The following is a 19,054-nucleotide window of genomic DNA, read 5'->3' on the forward strand; positions in this document are numbered from 1 at the left end:
TTATTCACCTCCATCCTCTACGTTTAACAAAACTTTCCCTTGGCTATGCCCTGTCGCAATCTTAGCAATCGCGGCATTCACTTGGTCAAAGGGGTACTCGGAATCAATCACCGGCTTAATGTTTGTTTTTTCAAGATACTGTGTGAAAGCTGCTAATTGCTGACCATTCGGCTGTACGTATAAGAAGTCATAACTTTTCTTTTGCCATTTGGCAATTCCATCAAAAGGTGCTCCCAGTAAACTGAAGAGGATTTTCTTCGCTGTTGCCAAGTCTGTGCTTTGATTAGCGAAACGGGCATTGGGACCAGCGTTTAACGACAGTAATTTACTACCGGGCTTCAGTATCTTCATTTGTTTGCTAAATTCACCAGCGCCCCGGGGATCAATAACGTAATCATAGCCTGTCAGCATGTCAGTATAGTCCTGTGTTATATAGTCGATAAACTCATCTACCCCGAGTCGCTCCGCCAAGGCACGTGCTGATCCACTACCACTAACAGTCACGAACAGTCCCTGTGACTTCGCATAAGGGACGACAATCTGACCAAATCCACCCGTACCCCCAGGGATAAATAATTTATCGCCTGGACGTGTATCTAAAATAGCTAGCGCCTGGACGATCGTCAAAGCAGACAATGGCACGGCCGCTGCTTCTTTAAAGGAAAGATGGGCTGGCATCTTAGCCACAATCTCCGCATCTACTGCGACATATTCGGCAAACCCCCATCTTATCTAGCGGTGGCATGGTGTACACGTGATCACCGACCTTAAAATCCATGACACCGGCGCCGACTTCGATCACCACTCCAGCAAGTTCGTTACCCAGAGTCAGTGGAAAGTCGTAATGATCAAACAACTTCACTTTGCCTGTAATCGCCAAGACAAGGTGTGGATCGACACCAGCTGCCATAGTCTTGATTAAAACCTGCGTAGGTGTGATCAATGGAACAGGGATACTATTGATTTGCGCTTCCAGTATTTTGGAATACCGCAAAATTTGTGCAGCCTTCATAAGGTAACTCCCCTTAAAATCGGATAATGACTTTTCCTTTAGGATGGCCTGTAGCAAGAAGCTTTAGTGCTTCATTGATATCTTCAATGTGGAATTCTGTCGGGTCCACCGCTGGTACAATTCCGTTATCCTCAATAATCTTAGTAATTTTCTTTAATTGTTCTCCATCACTGCGGACAAAGATAAAATGATATTGAACCTTCTTTTTCTTCGCTTTGTAATCATACTTAGCCCCGGCAATGCTGAAGAGCTTTTGTTTCCATCCCGGCAAGCGCATGGCTTCGGCGAAACGTTTGTTAGGACCGGTCCGCAGAGAAAGAAGACGGCCGCCTGCTTTAATAATTGAAAGTTCATGATCAAATTCGCTTGGTCCCAGTGTATCCATCACATAATCTACATCACGAAGTTGTTCCCAGTAGTTCTCCGTCGTGTAATCAATATATTGGTCTGCTCCAGCCGCCATTGTCCGTTCACGCGCTTGCGGATTTCCACTAACGATGACCCTCAGCCCCATGCTTTTGGCGATAGGAATGGCCATTTGGCCAAATGAACCCGAACCTCCAGGAATAAACACGCTTTCGCCAGCTTTAGCAGCTAATTGTTCATGTAACCCTTGATAGGCAGTCAATCCTGTTAATGGCGCAGCAGCACCAGTCACAAAATCCAGATTAGCAGGTAAGTGCCCGATAGCATCTGCACTAATCGCCGCGTACTCAGCAAAAGCACCGATTTTGTGTAGTGGCAGGCGTGAATAAATGGCATCACCAACTTTAAATTCATGGACGTTCTTACCGACCTTCTCAATAACACCCGTCAGCTCGTTACCGAGTACCAGTGGAAACTCATAATCCTGGATCAGCTTCACGCTTCCGGTAGCGATAAGCAATTCCAAATGATTAACCGCTGCTGCCTTCACCTTGACCAAGACTTCGTTATCACTTATTTCCGGGATTGGAATATCGTTGACTTCTACTTTGAACTTTTTTGAATATTTGGTGATCTGTGCTGCTTTCATAATTAATGACCTCCTTTGCACTGAATAATAAGTAACATTTATTAGTTTTTGTAACTTACACAACAAGCATAATGCCATAGGTTACAAAAGTCAACAATTGTTACTCACTATTCTATATGCTAAAATACAGGCAGGTGTATAAACAATGATTAAGGAATTTATTGAAGAAGAAAGGGTTGGCAACAAGATGGCTAAAATCACACAAGAGCTCATTATTGAAACAGCCGAGGCATTAATGGAGCGCACGGAAAAATCCGAAGTGACGCTCACCCAAATTGCAGATGAATTAGGTATCACCCACGCAGCGCTCTATAAACACTTTAAAAATAAGCAAGAGCTCTGGGCAGCAGTCTCTAAGAGCTGGTTCAACCGGATGATTTCAGAACAAATCCAAATAGATATGACTAACTCGGCTAATCCAAAGGAATTACTCCACGATTGGCTCTGGGCATTTGCTAATGCCAAAAAACGCGCCTATAACGAGAATCCCAAGATGTTTGCCTTGAATACGCAATACGTGGACAGCAATCCACTCGTATTACGTGACGTTCTCTGGGATTCCTACCAAATTATTGACGGCATCATGGATTATCACGATCCCCGCTTCGAACGGGCAGAGGCGATTCTCTCCGCGTTTGCAGTGTTTAGTCTCCCCTCTTTTAAAGATTCATGGAATTCCCCGGACTACCAGGACAGGTTTGAGCGTATCTGGCGTTTAATCAAACAGGGGCTTTGAATCCAAATCCCTCTCGTTGGATTCAAAGAAAACCGCAAAAGAACTCTATCTACTAAAACCAAGAATGTCCAAACTGTATTGTAGCTTCGGGGAATTCTAGCTTCATTGTAAATCCCTGAGTTTTCCCATAATCATCAGGGGTTCATCTAAAAAACAAAAGCAACTCATCCGCAGACAAGTCGCTTTCTATTGGCTCTATTGTTAACGAATACCGCCTTTGTAATTTTAATCTCACCGCTTCACCTTATAAAACTCATGATACAACTTCATGAGCGCCCTCTTTTCTATCCGCGACACATAACTCCGCGAGATGCCCAGCTCCTTCGCAATCTCCCTTTGCGTTCGCTCTTCCCCGCCAGTATCCAGCCCAAACCGCCCAACCACAACTTCCTTCTCTCTATCGTCCAAAATCTCCAGGTTGCGGTATATCTTGCTCTTCTCAATGTTAAGATCTACTGTAATCAGCAGATCGTCGGCTCCCGAACCTAAAATATCTATCAACGTGATTTCATTACCTTCCTTGTCCGTTCCGATCGGGTCGTGTAGGGACACATCTTTACGGGTCTTTTTCAACGATCTTAAGTGCATGAGGATTTCGTTCTCGATACAACGGGCAGCAAAAGTAGCCAGCTTGGTTCCCTTGTTGGGGCGGTAGCTTTCAATAGCCTTTATGAGTCCAATCGTCCCTATGGAGATCAAATCTTCCATATCCTCACCTGTATTGTCGAATTTTTTGAGGTTGTGAACAAACTCCCGAGTAATCAACCTCCTGATATAGCTTATCAAACAAACCAATTGACGTAATATTCACATTAATACCATCTACAGGATTCTCTGAATTATCTTCTTCAAGTGTAATGATTATTTCATCGAAAAGCATCTCTATTAATTTCCTTTTAGTTTCAAAGCTAACTTCAGTTCCATCAATGAGTTCATTTCTGAGCTTATTCACCATGAAGGTGATCTGCTCATTACTAAGCTCCTCCATTTTAAAGGACTCCATTTTGAACCGATATGATTCAATCTCTTCTTTCACAGATTGAATTTCATTAATATATCGTTTTCGATAGTTATCATAGCGTTCAACATCCGTATCAGATTCCGTCTCGAAGAATAAGGAATCCACTTTAAATAAAGCATTTTCCTTTTTTCTAAGTTCCTTCTCGAGCATATCAACCTTTTCCTTTACAACTGACAGGGAACTTTCATCTTTATTATTAATTTTTGTAATGAACTTCTCAGGTGTCATGGCAATTTCGAGAACCTGTCCCCAAATATAGTTTTCTAATACTTCGGCATTAAATGATGGAACAACACACTTATGGATTTCCGGTCCATATTTTTTTGGAGCTTTATTGGGACAACGATAACTCCGCGACTTATCTTTAATCCCTGTATCCAAATTCATTTTGGAGGAGTACGTTGTCGCATCGTAAGCTCTGCCACAGTGTCCACATTTTAATATTGATTTTAGTAAATATTCATACTTTCTATTACCTACGTGCCTGTTAGTTGTATTTTGAACTCTTTGTTTCTGAGCCATTTCCCACATATTAGAATCAATGATTGGTGGAATCTCGACCACTAACCAATCTTTTTTCTCCCTGAATTCGTATGTCTTTTTAGGTTTCCCACTTGCTGTCACTTCTCCACGAATTTTCTTAGTAGCTCTACGATTATAGTAATACTTACCAATATATAATTCAGAGGTTAATATATTTCTGATACTAGTTGCACTCCAGTTTGGACTTTCAGCACGTTTAGGCATCACTGTACCGTACAATCTTTCACCAATTTGTCTTAGGGTTAGTTTTTCCAATACATACCATTCATAAATCATTTGAACATATACTCTCTCTGTTTCATTTATTATCAATTGCCCTTCATTGTCTTTGTCATACCCAAAAGGCGCAACTCTCATTGGCATAATTTTCTTAGAGTCTCTAACCTTTGCTATCCGTCCACGCACAGTTCTTTTTCGAATTAAAGCCAGTTCATAAGCAGCGATACATGACATAACATTAAAAAATAAATTACCTTCTGGAGTATCAGCAAACTCAGCGTCTGTAAAATACAATTTCGAGCTATCTTTCTCTAACTCACGACAAACAATTAACTTGTCAGTAAGATCACGGCTGAATCGGTCAGGGTGTGTACAAATTACAGCAGTCACAATACCATCCGCTACATCTTCCCTTAGTTTTGTAAGTTCTATTCTCGTATCAATATCCTCGCCACTACTTCCTTCCTGATAGATGCGAATGTTTGAATCATAAAAGCCTAAACTGTACGCCTTCTTTTTGCATAACTGCAACTGTTCATTAGGACTGGTACCATCCAATTGACTGACAGTAGAAACACGAGTATATATAGCAATAGCCATCCCTTTAGCACCTCGTTCATAATTGAGTTGTTTGATTATAAACAAACTACGATAAGAAGTAAATACAAGATAATCCAATTGGATTATCTATTTGTATTGCTCAAGCAGTGTTCTACAACAAAATCTAAAAACTGTTCTTCCTTTACGATTAGTTGCTTTAATTCTTGTTCAGTGTATGCCTCTTTTCTAGGTACGTAAGTAAAGTGTATCTTTCCCTTCTTCTTCTTTTTAACTTTTGATTCTCGCTTACAGACAGCTGCATCCTTTTCATTTGCATTTTTTAAAGCTTTGCTATCCTTTTTCACTATGCCCACATCCTGATATGCAATTTTGAGCGAAACTCAATATCTGCATAGAAAGATGTAGTTCTCTAGCTCTCCGAATGAAAACTTCAGACCACAAATTGAAATGAAATATCCGTACCTGTTTCTTATCTCTGCATAAATAACAAAAAAAAACACCTTAACATTCTAGATGACCAGTAACTAGTCAACTCAGAACGGAAAGGTGTCTTATTTTTGGATAATGTCTCAACACTTCACATACTCTTCTATTTTTAAATTAATAATATTTTCAATAGTCTAGGTATTAATCACTCCATTGGTTTTGAAAAATAAAGTTTTGTCTTTATTCTGTTCCCCATAGATTTCAGTCCTCTGATAAGCTTAACTATTCTCAATTCTGCGCAAAACATATGATGCTAAAGTAAATAAGTCTATAGCATCCTCTTCTGACATACTCCATTCTATTTTAGCAGAATGCGCTGTAGGATTTCTAAAGGTTCCAAACAAGCCCTTAGTCAGACTGACAAATCCCTTCTGTTCACTGATCTCAGATTCCGTCTTATACCCATTTATTTTAATTAGAGGATCATTTCCCGTAAATGCTTCATCAACAAGTTTTGCTCCATCACTTACCAAACCAGTTTTATTCCTAATCATAGAAGCAATACTCTTCGTAGCTTCTAAGACTGCGTGAAAGTAGTTATTTTGAAGCAATTCAGGTTTACAGTACCTAAGGAGATGCGGGTGCAGTTTTCGAGATGCTATTTTTTCTGATAGTCTTGACACTCTAATTTCTGCTTCGCTAAGAGTGTTTGCTACCTTCACCTTGTGAAACTTCCCATCTTCTTTATACTCTAGTCCACGAAAAATTAATATTTTGTTCATCTGCTCCAGTAAATCAAGATATACATCTAATTGACCCACGTATCGGCTTGGGGCTAGAGCTTTCGTAATGAAGGATAACACACAGTTTCCTGATTGAGTCTCATTCTGCCTGTTCACGAGAGAATTATATAATCTCTTCCACTTCGTCATAAGTGGATCAGTATCCTTATATTTCAATGCCTCCAAGTAGTGCTCAATTTGAGATCCAGTAATGCCGTTGTTGGTATCGGCAATTATACGACATAACGCTTCCAGTTCTACATCTTTAAATGATCTCAAGTTTATACTTACCATAACTTCCACCTCATGCCTTCATTCTATTCAACCAAATAGATGCTAATCTTAGGCTTATCCATTCTAGTGGTAAAGGTAAATTACTTTTTCATGATTAGTATTCTCTCAAAATGTATATAGCTTTGCTTGGTAACATCGAACAAATAAACATTCGTAGGATAATGCAGATTTTCATTATCTTCTGAAAGAACAAGTTGAGTAGGTGATAATGAATACAGGACATGCAGGTACCTTTTATCTACATCCTCTGGTGTTGGTGAAACCACATACCCCCAATGTCTTTTCATATATCCCAATAAATACGTCATCGCCTTTACAAGAACACATGTTAATACAAAAAACTGAACTATACAGTATAGAATGTCTCCAACAAATTCTACTTTAGTCTTTCCTGAAGTGAAAAATGTGTCGCTAAGAACCATTGAGTATATTACAATGTTTAGAAATACAACAACGAAAATCAACCGAAGAACTTTCTTCTCAGAAATATTGTAAGGTAAACCGCTCTTCTTCTCCTTGAAATATTTCATCAAGCAAACAATACTTACTATGATAAGTCCAATCAAATAAAAAACTGCCAGAATCCCAGAAACAGCTTCGGTATACTTATAACTTTTCACCTGAAAATAAAGCGCACCTAAAATCATCCCATATACTATAAAAAGTACAATCAGCAGGATGAAGATGCAAAGAGTCTGTAAAGCCTTCTGGTGTTTAGGAACAAATAGCTTATCAAACTTACTTGAGGTTAAAGTCTTAAAAACGAAGTTTATTGCAAATATAAGAGTACTGCTCAGTAATAGCTTCAGAAAAAAATCCATGTCGATCTCCTTTTTTAACTCTATAATTAATTTATTACTTTTCCTTGCGAATACCTTTAAACTTCCCACCCGAAGTTTTCTGATCCATGATACGTCCAGTGTCTGGATCACGTTTTGCCCAGTTCCCGTTAGGAGTTTGAAATTGAGTACGTTGTTTAACTGCACCCTTACGAAATCCGCTACCTGTATTTTTAGCCATATTATTTCCACCCTTCTCATCTAAATTCTTATGATTTGTCTGCTACGAAACAGTGGTGCTCATTGTTCTCCTACTTACTCTCCTTCTCCGCTTTCTTTTTTCAAGATATGATTGATGCTGCTGTTACAATGGTTCCGTCTTTTCGGCGAATAGACTTTCGACAAATTAACATTTCACTTCTCTCCCTTTATTTTTAAATTTTGTAATATCCACACTTGAGCATTTTCCGAAAAAAGTTTATTCCAGGTATACACTCTAAATTTTTAATGAGGATTAAGATACCTTCTATTTAGTCTAGTCCTCCACCGTTTTCAAAATTAAATTTGAAAACGAAATAATAAAAAAGAGTTTGACATGGATTTCAATTTCTATTTTGAAACCCTTCTTTAGTTTAAAGGGGATTTCTCCCCTTAGAACAAGCTGCTATATACAAATTGTCTGCCGCCCTCTTCGAGCTGGTCTTCTTGCCGCTGCAACAACCTTTGATCATGAAGCTTAATAAGTTGTGTACTAACTGAGTTGTTTTTCTTACCAAGCACATCGGCAGCAGTTCTAGCTGTAATTTTCTTATGCTGATAAGCCAATTCCAAAAGTTCTCTTGAAGCATCACCGAGATCACCAATAATCTCTACTGATGTTTCAGTTTGAGCGACCAAAACCACTTCTTCGCCCTGCAAGCTCTTTCGTAAATTGTATAAATGATCTTCTTCTTCATTGAGATTAATTAAATACAAATACTTATTATGGGTTTTGGACTCTTGTAGAATCCATTTCAAAGGCTTGATGATCACTTCATCAATTCCAGACCCATTCATACCTTCTACTTGCTCCATATCATAAACCAAAATTGATCCATATGGAGCTTCTTCGATCTGCTTCATGACCTTCTGGTTCAGCGGAATCATTGATCTTCTTCCGATTAAGCTTACCTTCGTGTCAATAGCAGGAAGTAAGTTAACCTTTAGCATAATGATCCACCATTCTTATTAGATTTGAAGACCCGATTTCAATTCCGGATTTGAAATCGTCCTTTCCTCTAATTTATACCACCTCTAGAAAGATGTCAACCCCTCACACATTAATTATTATGTAATAAAATGTTCCTGGAAAATATCTCCCCTTATCTAAAAGTTCTAACCGATTTTCGTAAATACGATACATACTATCGTGAGTTCTAACATAAAACTCAGCATCTGAAGACCAACCAAATGCAGTTCTACGCACATTATTAAAGCCTTTACCCCGATCCTGCTCAGGCAAACGACTGGCTCTGGTGAAAATAGCCTTTTCAACAATCCTGTCATTTGAAGATCCAACATCAACATGATCTCTAAGAGAATCGACAATACCCCGGCCAGTATCAGAAATTGCAATCTCGACTCTGCCTGGTTGAGTACTCGTTTCTTTGTAATACTGTACGCATGAATAACATTCAGCATCACTTATTTCATCTGCATGTTCCACGGCATTCTGCGCCAATTCAGTCACAATTTCTGTAATATCTGAAATTCGATTAATATGAAGCCCTTTTCCCCTCATTATCCGTTTTATTGACCGCTCCAACTCTTCAATATCTCTATCACATCGAGAAATACGTAATTCATCAAGTTCTTTTTCTTTACGGTTACGATTTCGGTTATAGTAGTAATCCATGTTGATCATTTTCTCAAACGACAATTTCACATCTTCAGGACATGAACTTAGAAAATTCATCCGTTCTATATAACCAACAATGTCGAACTTGTCAGTTCTAGAGTCGTACTTTGGTGGTATTGTGTCTAAATAGTAAAAACGATCCAAATAGTTTAACGTGGACAGGAGAACAGTAAATCCTGCAGGCGTTAACCATTTCAATTGACCCAAATCTACCTTTAAAGGACCATATTCCATTACTTCATCAAATATATAAGCACAATTGTCCAGCCATGAGTGAATATGATAGATGTTTTTAAATTTCTCAGTGGTTTCTAACAATAGTCGCTTCTCCCAGCATTTTGGTCTGTAATCATTTCCATTTTACTCCCATTTAATAGATGGGTCAAAGACTTATTTCTAGTATTACTTTCAGTAGTTTTTATTTATAAGTAGGCAAATAATTCAAACCACTCCTTATTTCTTTCATATTATCAAGCAAACCGAGAAATATTTAGTACAAGAATACAATTTTCTCATTCACTTTTTACTGGTCTTATTACAAAATTCAAAGAACCCATTGATCTCAAATATTTCAGTAAGATCAATGATTCCATTCAATTTTTCATATTTTGCAATTTTGCTTTTTTCTTTTTCTACGAACTGCTTAAGAGCAGGTTGTAAGACTAATGAGTCCCAGTAATGCAACTGTCCCTTTGCATGAGAGAGACTATAAAAAATATCACTTTCATTAATTGGAGTAAGTGTCTCCCGTAAATGTCTAAGACTATGATAACTTGTCTCGTTAGATATGTAAGTATATTTCTCTTGATAGAATTTAGCGCGCATCTCAGAACGGGTTTGAAAGTATGCAATTAGTATACCATTATCACTAAGGTTAACTTTATACTTATTGGAAAAATGTGCACCTGAAATTATATAATCATAGTAATGTACCAACTCATGTACTATAACTGACTCTTTAAAAACTTGAGGAGCATTTCTCAACTTGGCCAAATTGATAATAATTATTGGTACACCCTTATTCACATATGCCTCACTCTGATTATAGGGAGCAATAAATGAAGCATTTGGATAACCAATGTCCTCATTGGAATGATGAACTTTCTTAGCATCAGTAATATAATCGAATGACATTAAAAAGTGAACTTTAAAGTCTCTAATATCTATAATTAGCTCTTTACATAAAAAATATGCAGCGTTTTTTATAAGATTCATAGCAGCTACTTCATCACTTGAACATATGTCCATAGAGATATTCTCATATTTCATTAGATATCTGCACTCCTTACATTTCCTCTTAGATACATAACTTCATAAATCAACTGATACTGAGAATTCCTTATAAACATCCCCCCCTATAAATCTCGGTTTAGTTTTCAATTTAGTGGCACTTACTCTACACTTATTTCTCCCCTATTATTAAATAATTTAACAATAAAATAAACACCTATCCTTTTAAGTTGATCATCGATTGATCATCAAAAAAGAAAAGGTGCCTCTTTTATAAAGTCTTACTCTTGTACATCAAAAGGAACTAAATAATGAGTACTGATACGATCATATCGAATATTTGAACTCCCAAGAAGACGATTGCATTCGGTTTCCAGATTTTCCGCATCAAGTTGTGATTCACATAAAGTAGATATTAAAATTCGAGCATCTGAAACCATTGATGCAAGCTTTTCAAATATCAGAGCATGGGATGCCCCCGCAACGGCAGAGGGCGTTGCCTGATTTTTAGGATGAACGCTTACCCTTACACATTCGTATCCTGGATATTTGCCCGTAAACCACTCAGCTGCAACAAGAAGTTGCCCATGCTGTTCTTTGGTTAGTGCATTCTTACTTTTCTTTCTACTTTTCGCCTCAATAACAAATCCTACTTTATTGGGTAACAACCAAAGCACATCTGGCCCTTCTCCCTGTATATCGTGCCTTTCAGAATTTAGTCCAATTATTACAGCTAAATCACTAAGAGCTTGCTCAAAACGATTTGCTGATGCATCAGGATGTAAATGTGAAACTATTTCCTCAAAGGATTGCATATACCCTTGGCGAAGACGATAGCCTCCTATTTGCTGGACAATAGCTTTAGCTTGTGGTCCTGGTATCGAAAGGGCTCGATATGGTGGAAGAACCCTTGGTCTAATTAGGTTTCTATTATTAGCAAAAGCCTGTCGCTGCAGATCTTGAGCTCTCTCCGAATTCCCCCATTTATCAGCGATTCGAGCGGCCAACTGCTCTATCCAACCTCGCATCTGAATGTCTAATGGTTGTCTCCCATTCACAACTTGTTCAAGCTTAGCAATTGCTTGCTCATGATACCCATCATTCCATAAATTGATCGCTTTTCTTTCAACTGCTGCTTGAATAAAATGAATACCATTTGCATCTTCTTCATCGACTAGTTCAGCAAGAGTTTCAGCATGATATTCTGTCCAATCCTTTTCTCGGTCAAAACTCCTCTGTATGGTCTGTACCAGGTCTTTTAAACTTTTCACTTCCTTACTAATCTCAATGCCCATATCAAGTTGAGCTCTGGTAGCACTGGTAAGGAATCGAAAATTAGCTTCTTTAGCAACCCAAGCTGAAATATCACTTCCAACTAATAGAACCACACAATGATCTCCAGAACCACGTGATCCTCTTCCGATACCCTGCTCAATACGTTGGGCTATCATTCGAGTTATTGTAGTCCCCCCATAAAGTGCAGATGCTCTAAAAAGCTCATAATTGGAAGTTCCAGAGGGAAGTCCACTCATAACAAGAACACGACAAGAATCACCAGGCAAATCTATTCCATCATATCGATTGGCAAAGACAACCGGACCTCTTATCTCTTCATTCTGCAATTTAACAACTAAATTTTCAACATTTTCAGAACCTTTTGCTACAGTTGCAACATCTGACCATTGTTCCGCTATTTTATCAGATGAAACAAGAACGATAGTTCCTAACTTTTTCGTATTGGCCGACCACTCAATTATCTTGTTTAGCTCTTCTCGTTTAAACTCAAACGACATTAAGTCTGGAATAAGCGTCATTCTTTCGCTTATTCCAGCCAAGGATCGAGATTGAAGAGCATTTTTCAATGAATCTGGATTTGCATCGAATGTACGAATAATCTCACTATCATCTGCTATAGTCGCAGACATATAGATTCTTCGTGGAGCTTCATAAAATGTAGGAAATGCATTAACCAAAGGAAGTATTGGGGTTATTGAAAAAGAGTTTCGGCTAATTAGTGCATGACAGAGATGAAGTTGATCCCTCAATAAAGGCCAAACCAAAGCATATTTATTGGCATCTGACCTCAATTGTTCTCTTACTGCATCTAACTGCTCATGCCACGCCCAGTAAGGAACTTCTAAAACAGAAAAATCCGAACCTGCAACTATATCTTCTAATGTTCCCAGTTTATCTGTCTCTTTAAATGATTTACGGAACAGATCTATTAGGTCTTCATAACGGGCTTTGTTATCCTTTATATTGACATCTAGGGTAAATGAATCACGAACTACTGAGAAAGCAGCATGTGCATCATCAAGAATAACTGCTGAAACCTTCTGCGGGTTAGCTTCTCCACGAATACCAAATTTACTTTTACCATGAAAAAGTGCGCTATACGTTCCTACCATAATTGCATTTCCATTAATAAAGTCGTCATTGAGAGGTTGTTTTTTTATGTAAGGAACTGCAGCAATGCCCATATCCGCCGCTTTTTCAAGTGTCTGCTGGACAAGTTGTGTGGTCGGAGTTAAATAAAGTACTGGCTCACCCGTTTCATTCATTGTCGATTGAGCTATAAGTAGACCAACTAAAGTCTTTCCGCCTCCAGTATGCAACTTAAGAACAATATCACGTTCTTCACGACGATCATACCAAGCATTAAGAATTTCTGTTTGGCTGGTGTACAGATCGTTAATTCCAGGCGGTTTTGGTAAACGTCTAAAAATTTCACAAGGATGAATTGATTTTGGTTTTGATTTTTGTGACTTTAATTTTTTGAAATCTACCACAAATACCGCTCCTTAGTGACTGGAATGAATTTCTCATTTTCCTGTTCTAATAATTGCATATTCCAGAACAAATTAAATATACTATATTCAGGAATAATCAATTCTCATACTAACCTCTCTCTACCTCAATACTAATAAATTATATAGTTCTTAACTCATAAGTATTCTATATTATAGAAAGGACTATATACCTAAAACATTTCTTCTCCACAACTCCTATAATTCGGATATTTTCTCTATCATATCATATTAATGGATGTTATTGGTATGAACAATGCCATAAACAGCTCCTAAGAATTGCTCGGAAGAGATGAGACAAACAAGAAAATAAAACAACCCCGACAATATTGTTTGAGCACAATATTACTTTTCACTGGATAGTACAGACTCACCATTTTCCACATCGATCCATTTAGTCAGATACTTTGTATCTGTAATATCTAGTACGTTCATTAACCTTAAGAGGTTTTGGCTATCTGGTGTAGTCTCGCCACTTTCCCATTTTTGATATGTGCGAACAGAAATTCCAATCATCTCTGCAACTTGTTTCTGCGAAAGTTCTGCATTACTTCTTTCATACTTTAAAGCAGATGAATCGAAATGCATTAGTTGTGGCCCTAGATATAATGGGTACCAAACATCGTTTCCTTCACTATCTTTTCCCCAGCAATTCCTACCCCAAATAGCCGTTTTCGGTGATACCTCTACATATAGATAGCCTTTCTGCTTCTTATCAACTTTCGCCCAAATCTTAGTTGCATTTTTAATTTTCACACCTACCCATCTTATAATAGGACGACCTTCTGTATCACAGGGAAAGGTTCCACTAAGCTCAAAAACGTTCCCACGACGGTAAATATATTCACTTATAAAAGTCTCTCCAAGTTCGAATATTACCGGCTCTAACCCCACCTTTTCTAGAGCATTATTGTAATCAATGATAAGACATTCTGGTGTTTTCTCGGCAAGATTCAATTGCTCAGCCAATTCCAAATAGTGGAACCAATCAAAAAACACTTGTGTTTGACACACATATCCCGTTTGATCAATTGTGTATTGAAAGATTGTGTTTAAATCCAATTTGTAGTAATAAAACAATTTTTCAAGAGAAATATATAAACGTTCTAAACATTCCTCAGAATCTTTGAAAATAGAAGGTTCTCTTATAATTCCCATTGTATATTGGCTTAGCTCTCCTATATCGCGACTATTTTCCTTTGGCTTATAGAAGTAAAAGGGAATTCTCTTAATAAAGACTTCTTTTGGTAAAGCGCAATAGGAATTTCTGTCTCCAAAATGAATAATTAGCTCCTTATGTCCCTCTCCAAGATAAGGGAATATTTCTTCACCAATTATTTCATGCCTTTCTAAATAAGAAATAAGCTTCTTATACGAATACTTATCAGTAACATACTGTTTAATAAAATCCTCATCTATTATATTCATTGGTTAACCTCCATTCTTCCTACATTTAATTTTATACGAAGATAATGAGTATTTATAGATGACAATGTATTCGTTATTAATAAGTCTATTTCACAAATAAATCCCTAGAAATTAAGGAATCCCTAAAATACCTGAATGCAAAACGACAAGTTATTCGTTAGGCAATTAATGTTTAACAGGGATTATACCCATAATATTGATCCCCACTTCAATGTAAAAAAGCCAAGCACCATGCTTGGCCGTTTTATAGTCCTCAAAGTTAAATTAGTGGTTCTTAGACAATAGCATAAGCTATCAGTCTCATCCCGATTTAAACTCATACAAAGTTACTATTGTTTATTACAAATACATTTTATTCATTTTCACCTTGCATCAGCATCATCTTGTTAACCCAATTAGTCAGTCTACCTGATTTATTTTCGGCAGCATACCACTTACCGTTAACAGTAACAACCGCACACTGATCAGTCAACAAATGAAATGTATCTTTTTCAAAAGTAGTCAGTCTCTTCCCAGAAAGACTCTTAATAAGGTCTTCTAGTCTCGCACCTTTTTGATCCAACCATTTTTGGAAGCCCGGTTCCTCTGTATTAAGCTCTTGATGTAAGCAAAGCCAATTGATTATAAACCACTCTATTTCATCAAGTTCCGCAGGCTGCCACTCAAAAAACAAAGGCTCATGATCAAGTCCTTCTTTTGGGATAAAAATATAACTTGTCTCCCAGCCTATTTTATTATCACTCTTTTTAGCCTTAGTCCGCAAAAAAGGATGAAAAGCTTCAAAATCCAGATCTTCGCCAAAGATATCATCACTAAGATTGTATCTGTAGCTTAGCTTTGTCCAAATAAACTCTAGAAGAATTAGGAACGGATTATGTGTTGTTGAACCATAGAAATTCCAATTCCCTTCTCTATCTAGTGGACTTATGTAAGGCATAGCATCCAGCTTTGCTAAAACACTATTATTACATATAATAAGATCGGGAAAGATAGTTGGACTAAAGCCCTTAATACCCGAGTTTTTTTCTATATATTTATTGAACGCTTCTCTTAGGGAAAATTCAGACGAATATCCATAATAACCAAATACTATTCTAACCGGCATCATTTCTTCTATTAACAAACTGTGATAAATCATTTGCTCATGTAAAGGCAGTTCTGTAACCTCTTCATAGTCTGGTAGTTCTTTCTGCGCTATATGTCTGAACGCATCTCTAAACGCTTTCATATTTAGAAGTTCATTGCTAGGATCAGTGATTGTGTATATTTGTCGCATTTTATTATAGGCATCTATTAAGTCATCTTGATACAAGTTTTTTTTAACTTCTAGAACTGCAATTACTTGAGAAAGCTCATATATGAACTTCCCGGTATACGGAATGGCTTCGCCTTCTCCATCTACTATCATACAGTCTATTTCATTACTAAAGGTACCTACTTCATTTCGTATTTTTCCAGACACGACCCTTATATCTAATCCTTCAAATATAGCCTTATTCAGAAGACTTGCTGTAAGTCCTTCATACATATCTCCAATTGTAGGACCATGCTTAATTATGCTGTATTTTTTCAATAATTCTTTTTCCTTGGTCATAAGAGAATTCAATAGATCGGCTACTGTTGTAATCAATTTAAATCCACCTCTCAACTGCATTATGCTTCCAGTATACTATAAAGAGAGAGCGTATGTTTGCTGAACTAATGATAATATTCTTATACTTTTTAATAGTTTTAGCTGGGCTAAATTCAGATGAAGTTTTCTGGTAATCCCCTTCTTCTTCGGAGCTCTCTTTTAAGAGTGCTCTCACTAATCCGAGTAATATCAACAACTTCTCTCATTGTGTGTGTTCTTAGCATCTCAGTGGCATAATCCATTTGTCGCTTAGTGAACTTTAGTGGCCTTCCCTCTCGATACCCCTCTTTTTGCCTAGCTATTGCTTTACCGGCCTGGGTTCTTTCAAGGATCATAGCTCTTTCAAATTCTGCAAATGCGAATAGATTGGTTAATAGCATCTTTCCGACTGGTGTATCCTCAACAAGACCCATATTCAAAATGTGTATTATTACACCTCTCCTATGCAGATTTTCAACATACCGTAACCCCTCCGTTACAGTTCTACAGAAACGGTCAAGCTTGGTAACCACTAAAATGTCTCCGGCAATTAAACCAGCAACTACGGAGTTGAATTTAGGCCGATCTTCTTTAGCTCCGCTATACTGCTCCTCGATAATAAATGCATTATTGTACCTGTTTCTAATCTCCATGCTCTGTTGCTCCAAACTATTGCCGTCGAGTTGTGTTCTTGTAGAAACCCTGCAGTAACCAATAATTTTACCCATTTACCCCCAACACCCCTTTAAAAATCATTTGATTTATGACCCCCAGTTATGACACCTGCTGAACCCGCATTATACCGTCTGGTTTTCACTACAAAAGGAAGGGGCCAAAACTCAAGAGTTATGACCCTCGCGAGTGACCCTGAATACAATACAGCAGTCCGATGTAACGGATAGTGTTCCTTTAAAGCGAAAAGCATCATTCTTGGGCTCTGCCCAATTTAGAAGATGTTGCATAACGCTTTCTCAATTCAGTAAGGCTTGCTAAGCATTCTAGTTATTTGATGCTTTAGCACGTTTGACTTATAGTGCACCAATGCTTTAGATACACCACTTTCATTCCTAGCTAAGTCAATATTATTGATAGTTTCAGCACCAAGAAACGTTTCCATTTTTAGTTCAATCTCTGAAAGAATCGCTCTAACCTCTTCAACATCTAAATTGAGGAAGGCAGCTGTTAAAATGGGGCTGCCAATCGAACAGTCGTACTTAACACATTGGCGAGAATGGTCAGGTAAAGTTTGCAAAAAGTCTTCAAACATAAAAAACTCTATAGTTCTAAGGGCATTATATTTCTGCGTTAATAATATCCTTTCTTGAATGTCAATGTGGTCGGAAAAGATCAACTCAGAATAACGTGCGTGTTGACTTTGTAAAGTAAGAAGAATCTTCAACATATCTCCCCCTTCTTGATTTATACCAAAACACTAAAACACACCTGTTTGATACCCCTTAACATAGGACTTTAACGGTGTACATCTATGTATTTTGGTCCCGCCTCTACTGTGGAAATTGAACTTATGTCCAGAAATAACTTGGGTAATTCATGCTTACAAAAAGGCAAGCAGTATAGACTCAGCGCGGAATATATACTCTTCATTTTTAGTCGATGTCATAATTCTCCGTCTCCTTCAGTCTTTATATGGAGAAAAGACACCTCTATAATACTAGGTGTCTTAAGGTATTGAATATTGCCGGTAGGCATTACACTATTTCCGCTTAATACATCAAACTACGTTCTTTTTCTACGGGCACTATAACCTTCAACGTCATGACTACTAATATGCATCCTTTCCAAGACAGTATAATCAGTAATGGGATTATGTCCCAAATAAAGTTTGTTCACCTCTGACATATGAACCAAAGAAGTAATGTCTACAATATTGTTATGACGCAAATTTAAATAATTAATATTCGGACTATTATCTCTAATAAAAGACAAATCAGATAGGCAATTATACCTTAAAGTTAAACTATAAAGACTTTGAAGACCCAACAAAGAACCAAACTCGGTGATATTGTTATGAGATAAATCCAGTTCGGCTAACCACTGACAATCGGCTAAGGGTGATACGTCATTAATATTGCAATGCGTCATGCATAAACAGGTAAGCCTGTTATGCCAAGTGGTCAACTTCTCACTTTTAGAAATTGATTCATTTTGAGTTACCGATAGTCTCCGCAGTATCTCAAGATCAGAGAAGGATACCCCATTTAAAAATAGATAAGTCATGTAGTGTAAGTCCTCTAAAAATGACCAATCATGAGTAGTACTTCCCTTCGCTACATAAAGATCACTCAAATTCGAAAACTGTCGAAGATAATCAAGGTTTCCAACAGGTACAAATAAGTAAAGCGACGAGATATGCTTAAATAACTTCAGATCCTCCTCCCATAGGCCATTCTCTGATTCAGTTACATTAAAATATAGGTTTGGTTTGTGCATATTAAACGCTGACCCATCTAGAACCCAAGGGATTGGAAGAATTTCCTCTGATGATGTACTTACAACAATACCCGTGATATTACTAATGTTCTGTGAGGTCATTATACTTTGTGACAATCCCAATTGTTTCTCAACAGCTCGTTTAAAGCCATTATCTTTAAATTCAAGATAATTCATTGATTAGATCCCCCCCCCTAATTAAAGATGTTTTAACTTTGACATAATAACTTCCTTGAAGGGA

19 protein-coding genes are annotated in these 19,054 nt (G+C 37.5%); 1 reads left to right on the top strand and 18 read right to left on the bottom strand.

Features of this window, described 5'->3' with window-relative positions:
• The 3 genes from H1230_RS25080 to H1230_RS25090 are packed head-to-tail and all read right to left on the bottom strand — an operon-like array spanning position 1 to position 2,027.
• Positions 1–678, bottom strand: a complete 678-nt coding sequence (locus H1230_RS25080; protein WP_239712555.1) for a zinc-binding dehydrogenase — start codon at positions 676–678, stop codon at positions 1–3.
• Position 679: 1 nt separating this feature from the next.
• The gene (locus tag H1230_RS25085; RefSeq protein WP_239712556.1) at positions 680–994 is read right to left on the bottom strand and encodes an alcohol dehydrogenase catalytic domain-containing protein; all 315 of its coding nucleotides are present in this window, start codon (positions 992–994) and stop codon (positions 680–682) included.
• A 31-nt stretch (positions 995–1,025) separates the two neighbouring features.
• Positions 1,026–2,027 carry an NADP-dependent oxidoreductase gene (locus tag H1230_RS25090; protein ID WP_239712557.1) on the bottom strand — a complete coding sequence of 334 codons (1,002 nt, stop codon included), beginning with the start codon at positions 2,025–2,027 and terminating at the stop codon, positions 1,026–1,028.
• A 145-nt stretch (positions 2,028–2,172) separates the two neighbouring features.
• Here H1230_RS25090 and H1230_RS25095 point away from each other — a divergent pair, with 145 nt between their 5' ends.
• A complete protein-coding gene (locus H1230_RS25095) occupies positions 2,173–2,763 on the top strand; it encodes a TetR/AcrR family transcriptional regulator (protein WP_239712558.1) in 591 nt (196 codons plus the stop codon).
• A gap of 231 nt (positions 2,764–2,994) precedes the next feature.
• Here H1230_RS25095 and sigK read toward each other — a convergent pair whose 3' ends face one another.
• The 15 genes from sigK to H1230_RS25170 all read right to left on the bottom strand — a co-directional run bounded on the left by sigK (position 2,995) and on the right by H1230_RS25170 (position 18,990).
• Positions 2,995–3,558 (bottom strand): RNA polymerase sporulation sigma factor SigK, encoded by a 564-nt coding sequence (sigK, locus tag H1230_RS25100; RefSeq protein WP_345773373.1) that lies wholly within the window; start codon positions 3,556–3,558, stop codon positions 2,995–2,997.
• Positions 3,476–5,146, bottom strand: coding sequence for a recombinase family protein (locus tag H1230_RS25105; protein WP_239712559.1), 1,671 nt, complete (start codon positions 5,144–5,146; stop codon positions 3,476–3,478). The genes sigK and H1230_RS25105 overlap by 83 nt, the downstream gene beginning before the upstream one ends.
• Before the next feature lie 83 nt (positions 5,147–5,229).
• Positions 5,230–5,451, bottom strand: a complete 222-nt coding sequence (locus tag H1230_RS25110) for a hypothetical protein (protein WP_239712560.1) — start codon at positions 5,449–5,451, stop codon at positions 5,230–5,232.
• 360 nt (positions 5,452–5,811) lie between these two features.
• On the bottom strand, positions 5,812–6,609 hold the full coding sequence (locus H1230_RS25115) for a TIGR02391 family protein (RefSeq protein ID WP_239712561.1): 798 nt from the start codon (positions 6,607–6,609) through the stop codon (positions 5,812–5,814).
• Between the two features lie 80 nt (positions 6,610–6,689).
• Positions 6,690–7,430: a hypothetical protein gene (locus H1230_RS25120; protein ID WP_239712562.1), complete on the bottom strand. Its 741-nt coding sequence runs from the start codon at positions 7,428–7,430 to the stop codon at positions 6,690–6,692.
• A 34-nt stretch (positions 7,431–7,464) separates the two neighbouring features.
• On the bottom strand, positions 7,465–7,629 hold the full coding sequence (locus tag H1230_RS25125) for a hypothetical protein (protein WP_239712563.1): 165 nt from the start codon (positions 7,627–7,629) through the stop codon (positions 7,465–7,467).
• A gap of 410 nt (positions 7,630–8,039) precedes the next feature.
• Positions 8,040–8,534 (bottom strand): hypothetical protein, encoded by a 495-nt coding sequence (locus H1230_RS25130; protein ID WP_239712564.1) that lies wholly within the window; start codon positions 8,532–8,534, stop codon positions 8,040–8,042.
• A gap of 166 nt (positions 8,535–8,700) precedes the next feature.
• Positions 8,701–9,603: an ATP-binding protein gene (locus H1230_RS25135; RefSeq protein WP_239712565.1), complete on the bottom strand. Its 903-nt coding sequence runs from the start codon at positions 9,601–9,603 to the stop codon at positions 8,701–8,703.
• A 198-nt stretch (positions 9,604–9,801) separates the two neighbouring features.
• Complete coding sequence (locus tag H1230_RS25140) at positions 9,802–10,554, bottom strand: hypothetical protein (protein ID WP_239712566.1); 753 nt, start codon at positions 10,552–10,554, stop codon at positions 9,802–9,804.
• Between the two features lie 242 nt (positions 10,555–10,796).
• Positions 10,797–13,304 (bottom strand): DEAD/DEAH box helicase, encoded by a 2,508-nt coding sequence (locus H1230_RS25145; protein WP_239712567.1) that lies wholly within the window; start codon positions 13,302–13,304, stop codon positions 10,797–10,799.
• A gap of 363 nt (positions 13,305–13,667) precedes the next feature.
• Positions 13,668–14,750: a helix-turn-helix domain-containing protein gene (locus H1230_RS25150; protein WP_239712568.1), complete on the bottom strand. Its 1,083-nt coding sequence runs from the start codon at positions 14,748–14,750 to the stop codon at positions 13,668–13,670.
• A gap of 352 nt (positions 14,751–15,102) precedes the next feature.
• Positions 15,103–16,380: a DUF6602 domain-containing protein gene (locus H1230_RS25155; protein ID WP_239712569.1), complete on the bottom strand. Its 1,278-nt coding sequence runs from the start codon at positions 16,378–16,380 to the stop codon at positions 15,103–15,105.
• Positions 16,381–16,496: 116 nt separating this feature from the next.
• Positions 16,497–17,090, bottom strand: a complete 594-nt coding sequence (locus H1230_RS25160; protein WP_239712570.1) for a recombinase family protein — start codon at positions 17,088–17,090, stop codon at positions 16,497–16,499.
• A 248-nt stretch (positions 17,091–17,338) separates the two neighbouring features.
• The gene (locus H1230_RS25165) at positions 17,339–17,764 is read right to left on the bottom strand and encodes a hypothetical protein (RefSeq protein WP_239712571.1); all 426 of its coding nucleotides are present in this window, start codon (positions 17,762–17,764) and stop codon (positions 17,339–17,341) included.
• Positions 17,765–18,099: 335 nt separating this feature from the next.
• Positions 18,100–18,990: a leucine-rich repeat domain-containing protein gene (locus H1230_RS25170; protein ID WP_239712572.1), complete on the bottom strand. Its 891-nt coding sequence runs from the start codon at positions 18,988–18,990 to the stop codon at positions 18,100–18,102.
• Between the last annotated feature and the right edge of the window lie 64 nt (positions 18,991–19,054).

The sequence above is a fragment of the Paenibacillus sp. 19GGS1-52 genome (genome assembly GCF_022369515.1).
Lineage (GTDB): Bacteria > Bacillota > Bacilli > Paenibacillales > Paenibacillaceae > Paenibacillus_AQ.

Bases quoted from the DNA above. Each gene is read 5' to 3' on its own strand.
- H1230_RS25140 (WP_239712566.1), bottom strand. From the start codon at position 10,554: ATGAAATATGAGAATATCTCTATGGACATATGTTCAAGTGATGAAGTA.
- H1230_RS25130 (WP_239712564.1), bottom strand. From the start codon at position 8,534: ATGATTCCGCTGAACCAGAAGGTCATGAAGCAGATCGAAGAAGCTCCA.
- H1230_RS25090 (WP_239712557.1), bottom strand. From the start codon at position 2,027: ATGAAAGCAGCACAGATCACCAAATATTCAAAAAAGTTCAAAGTAGAA.
- H1230_RS25150 (WP_239712568.1), bottom strand. From the start codon at position 14,750: ATGAATATAATAGATGAGGATTTTATTAAACAGTATGTTACTGATAAG.
- H1230_RS25080 (WP_239712555.1), bottom strand. From the start codon at position 678: ATGCCAGCCCATCTTTCCTTTAAAGAAGCAGCGGCCGTGCCATTGTCT.
- H1230_RS25095 (WP_239712558.1), top strand. From the start codon at position 2,173: ATGATTAAGGAATTTATTGAAGAAGAAAGGGTTGGCAACAAGATGGCT.
- H1230_RS25170 (WP_239712572.1), bottom strand. From the start codon at position 18,990: ATGAATTATCTTGAATTTAAAGATAATGGCTTTAAACGAGCTGTTGAG.
- H1230_RS25165 (WP_239712571.1), bottom strand. From the start codon at position 17,764: ATGTTGAAGATTCTTCTTACTTTACAAAGTCAACACGCACGTTATTCT.
- H1230_RS25115 (WP_239712561.1), bottom strand. From the start codon at position 6,609: ATGGTAAGTATAAACTTGAGATCATTTAAAGATGTAGAACTGGAAGCG.
- H1230_RS25120 (WP_239712562.1), bottom strand. From the start codon at position 7,430: ATGGATTTTTTTCTGAAGCTATTACTGAGCAGTACTCTTATATTTGCA.
- H1230_RS25160 (WP_239712570.1), bottom strand. From the start codon at position 17,090: ATGGGTAAAATTATTGGTTACTGCAGGGTTTCTACAAGAACACAACTC.
- H1230_RS25125 (WP_239712563.1), bottom strand. From the start codon at position 7,629: ATGGCTAAAAATACAGGTAGCGGATTTCGTAAGGGTGCAGTTAAACAA.
- H1230_RS25105 (WP_239712559.1), bottom strand. From the start codon at position 5,146: ATGGCTATTGCTATATATACTCGTGTTTCTACTGTCAGTCAATTGGAT.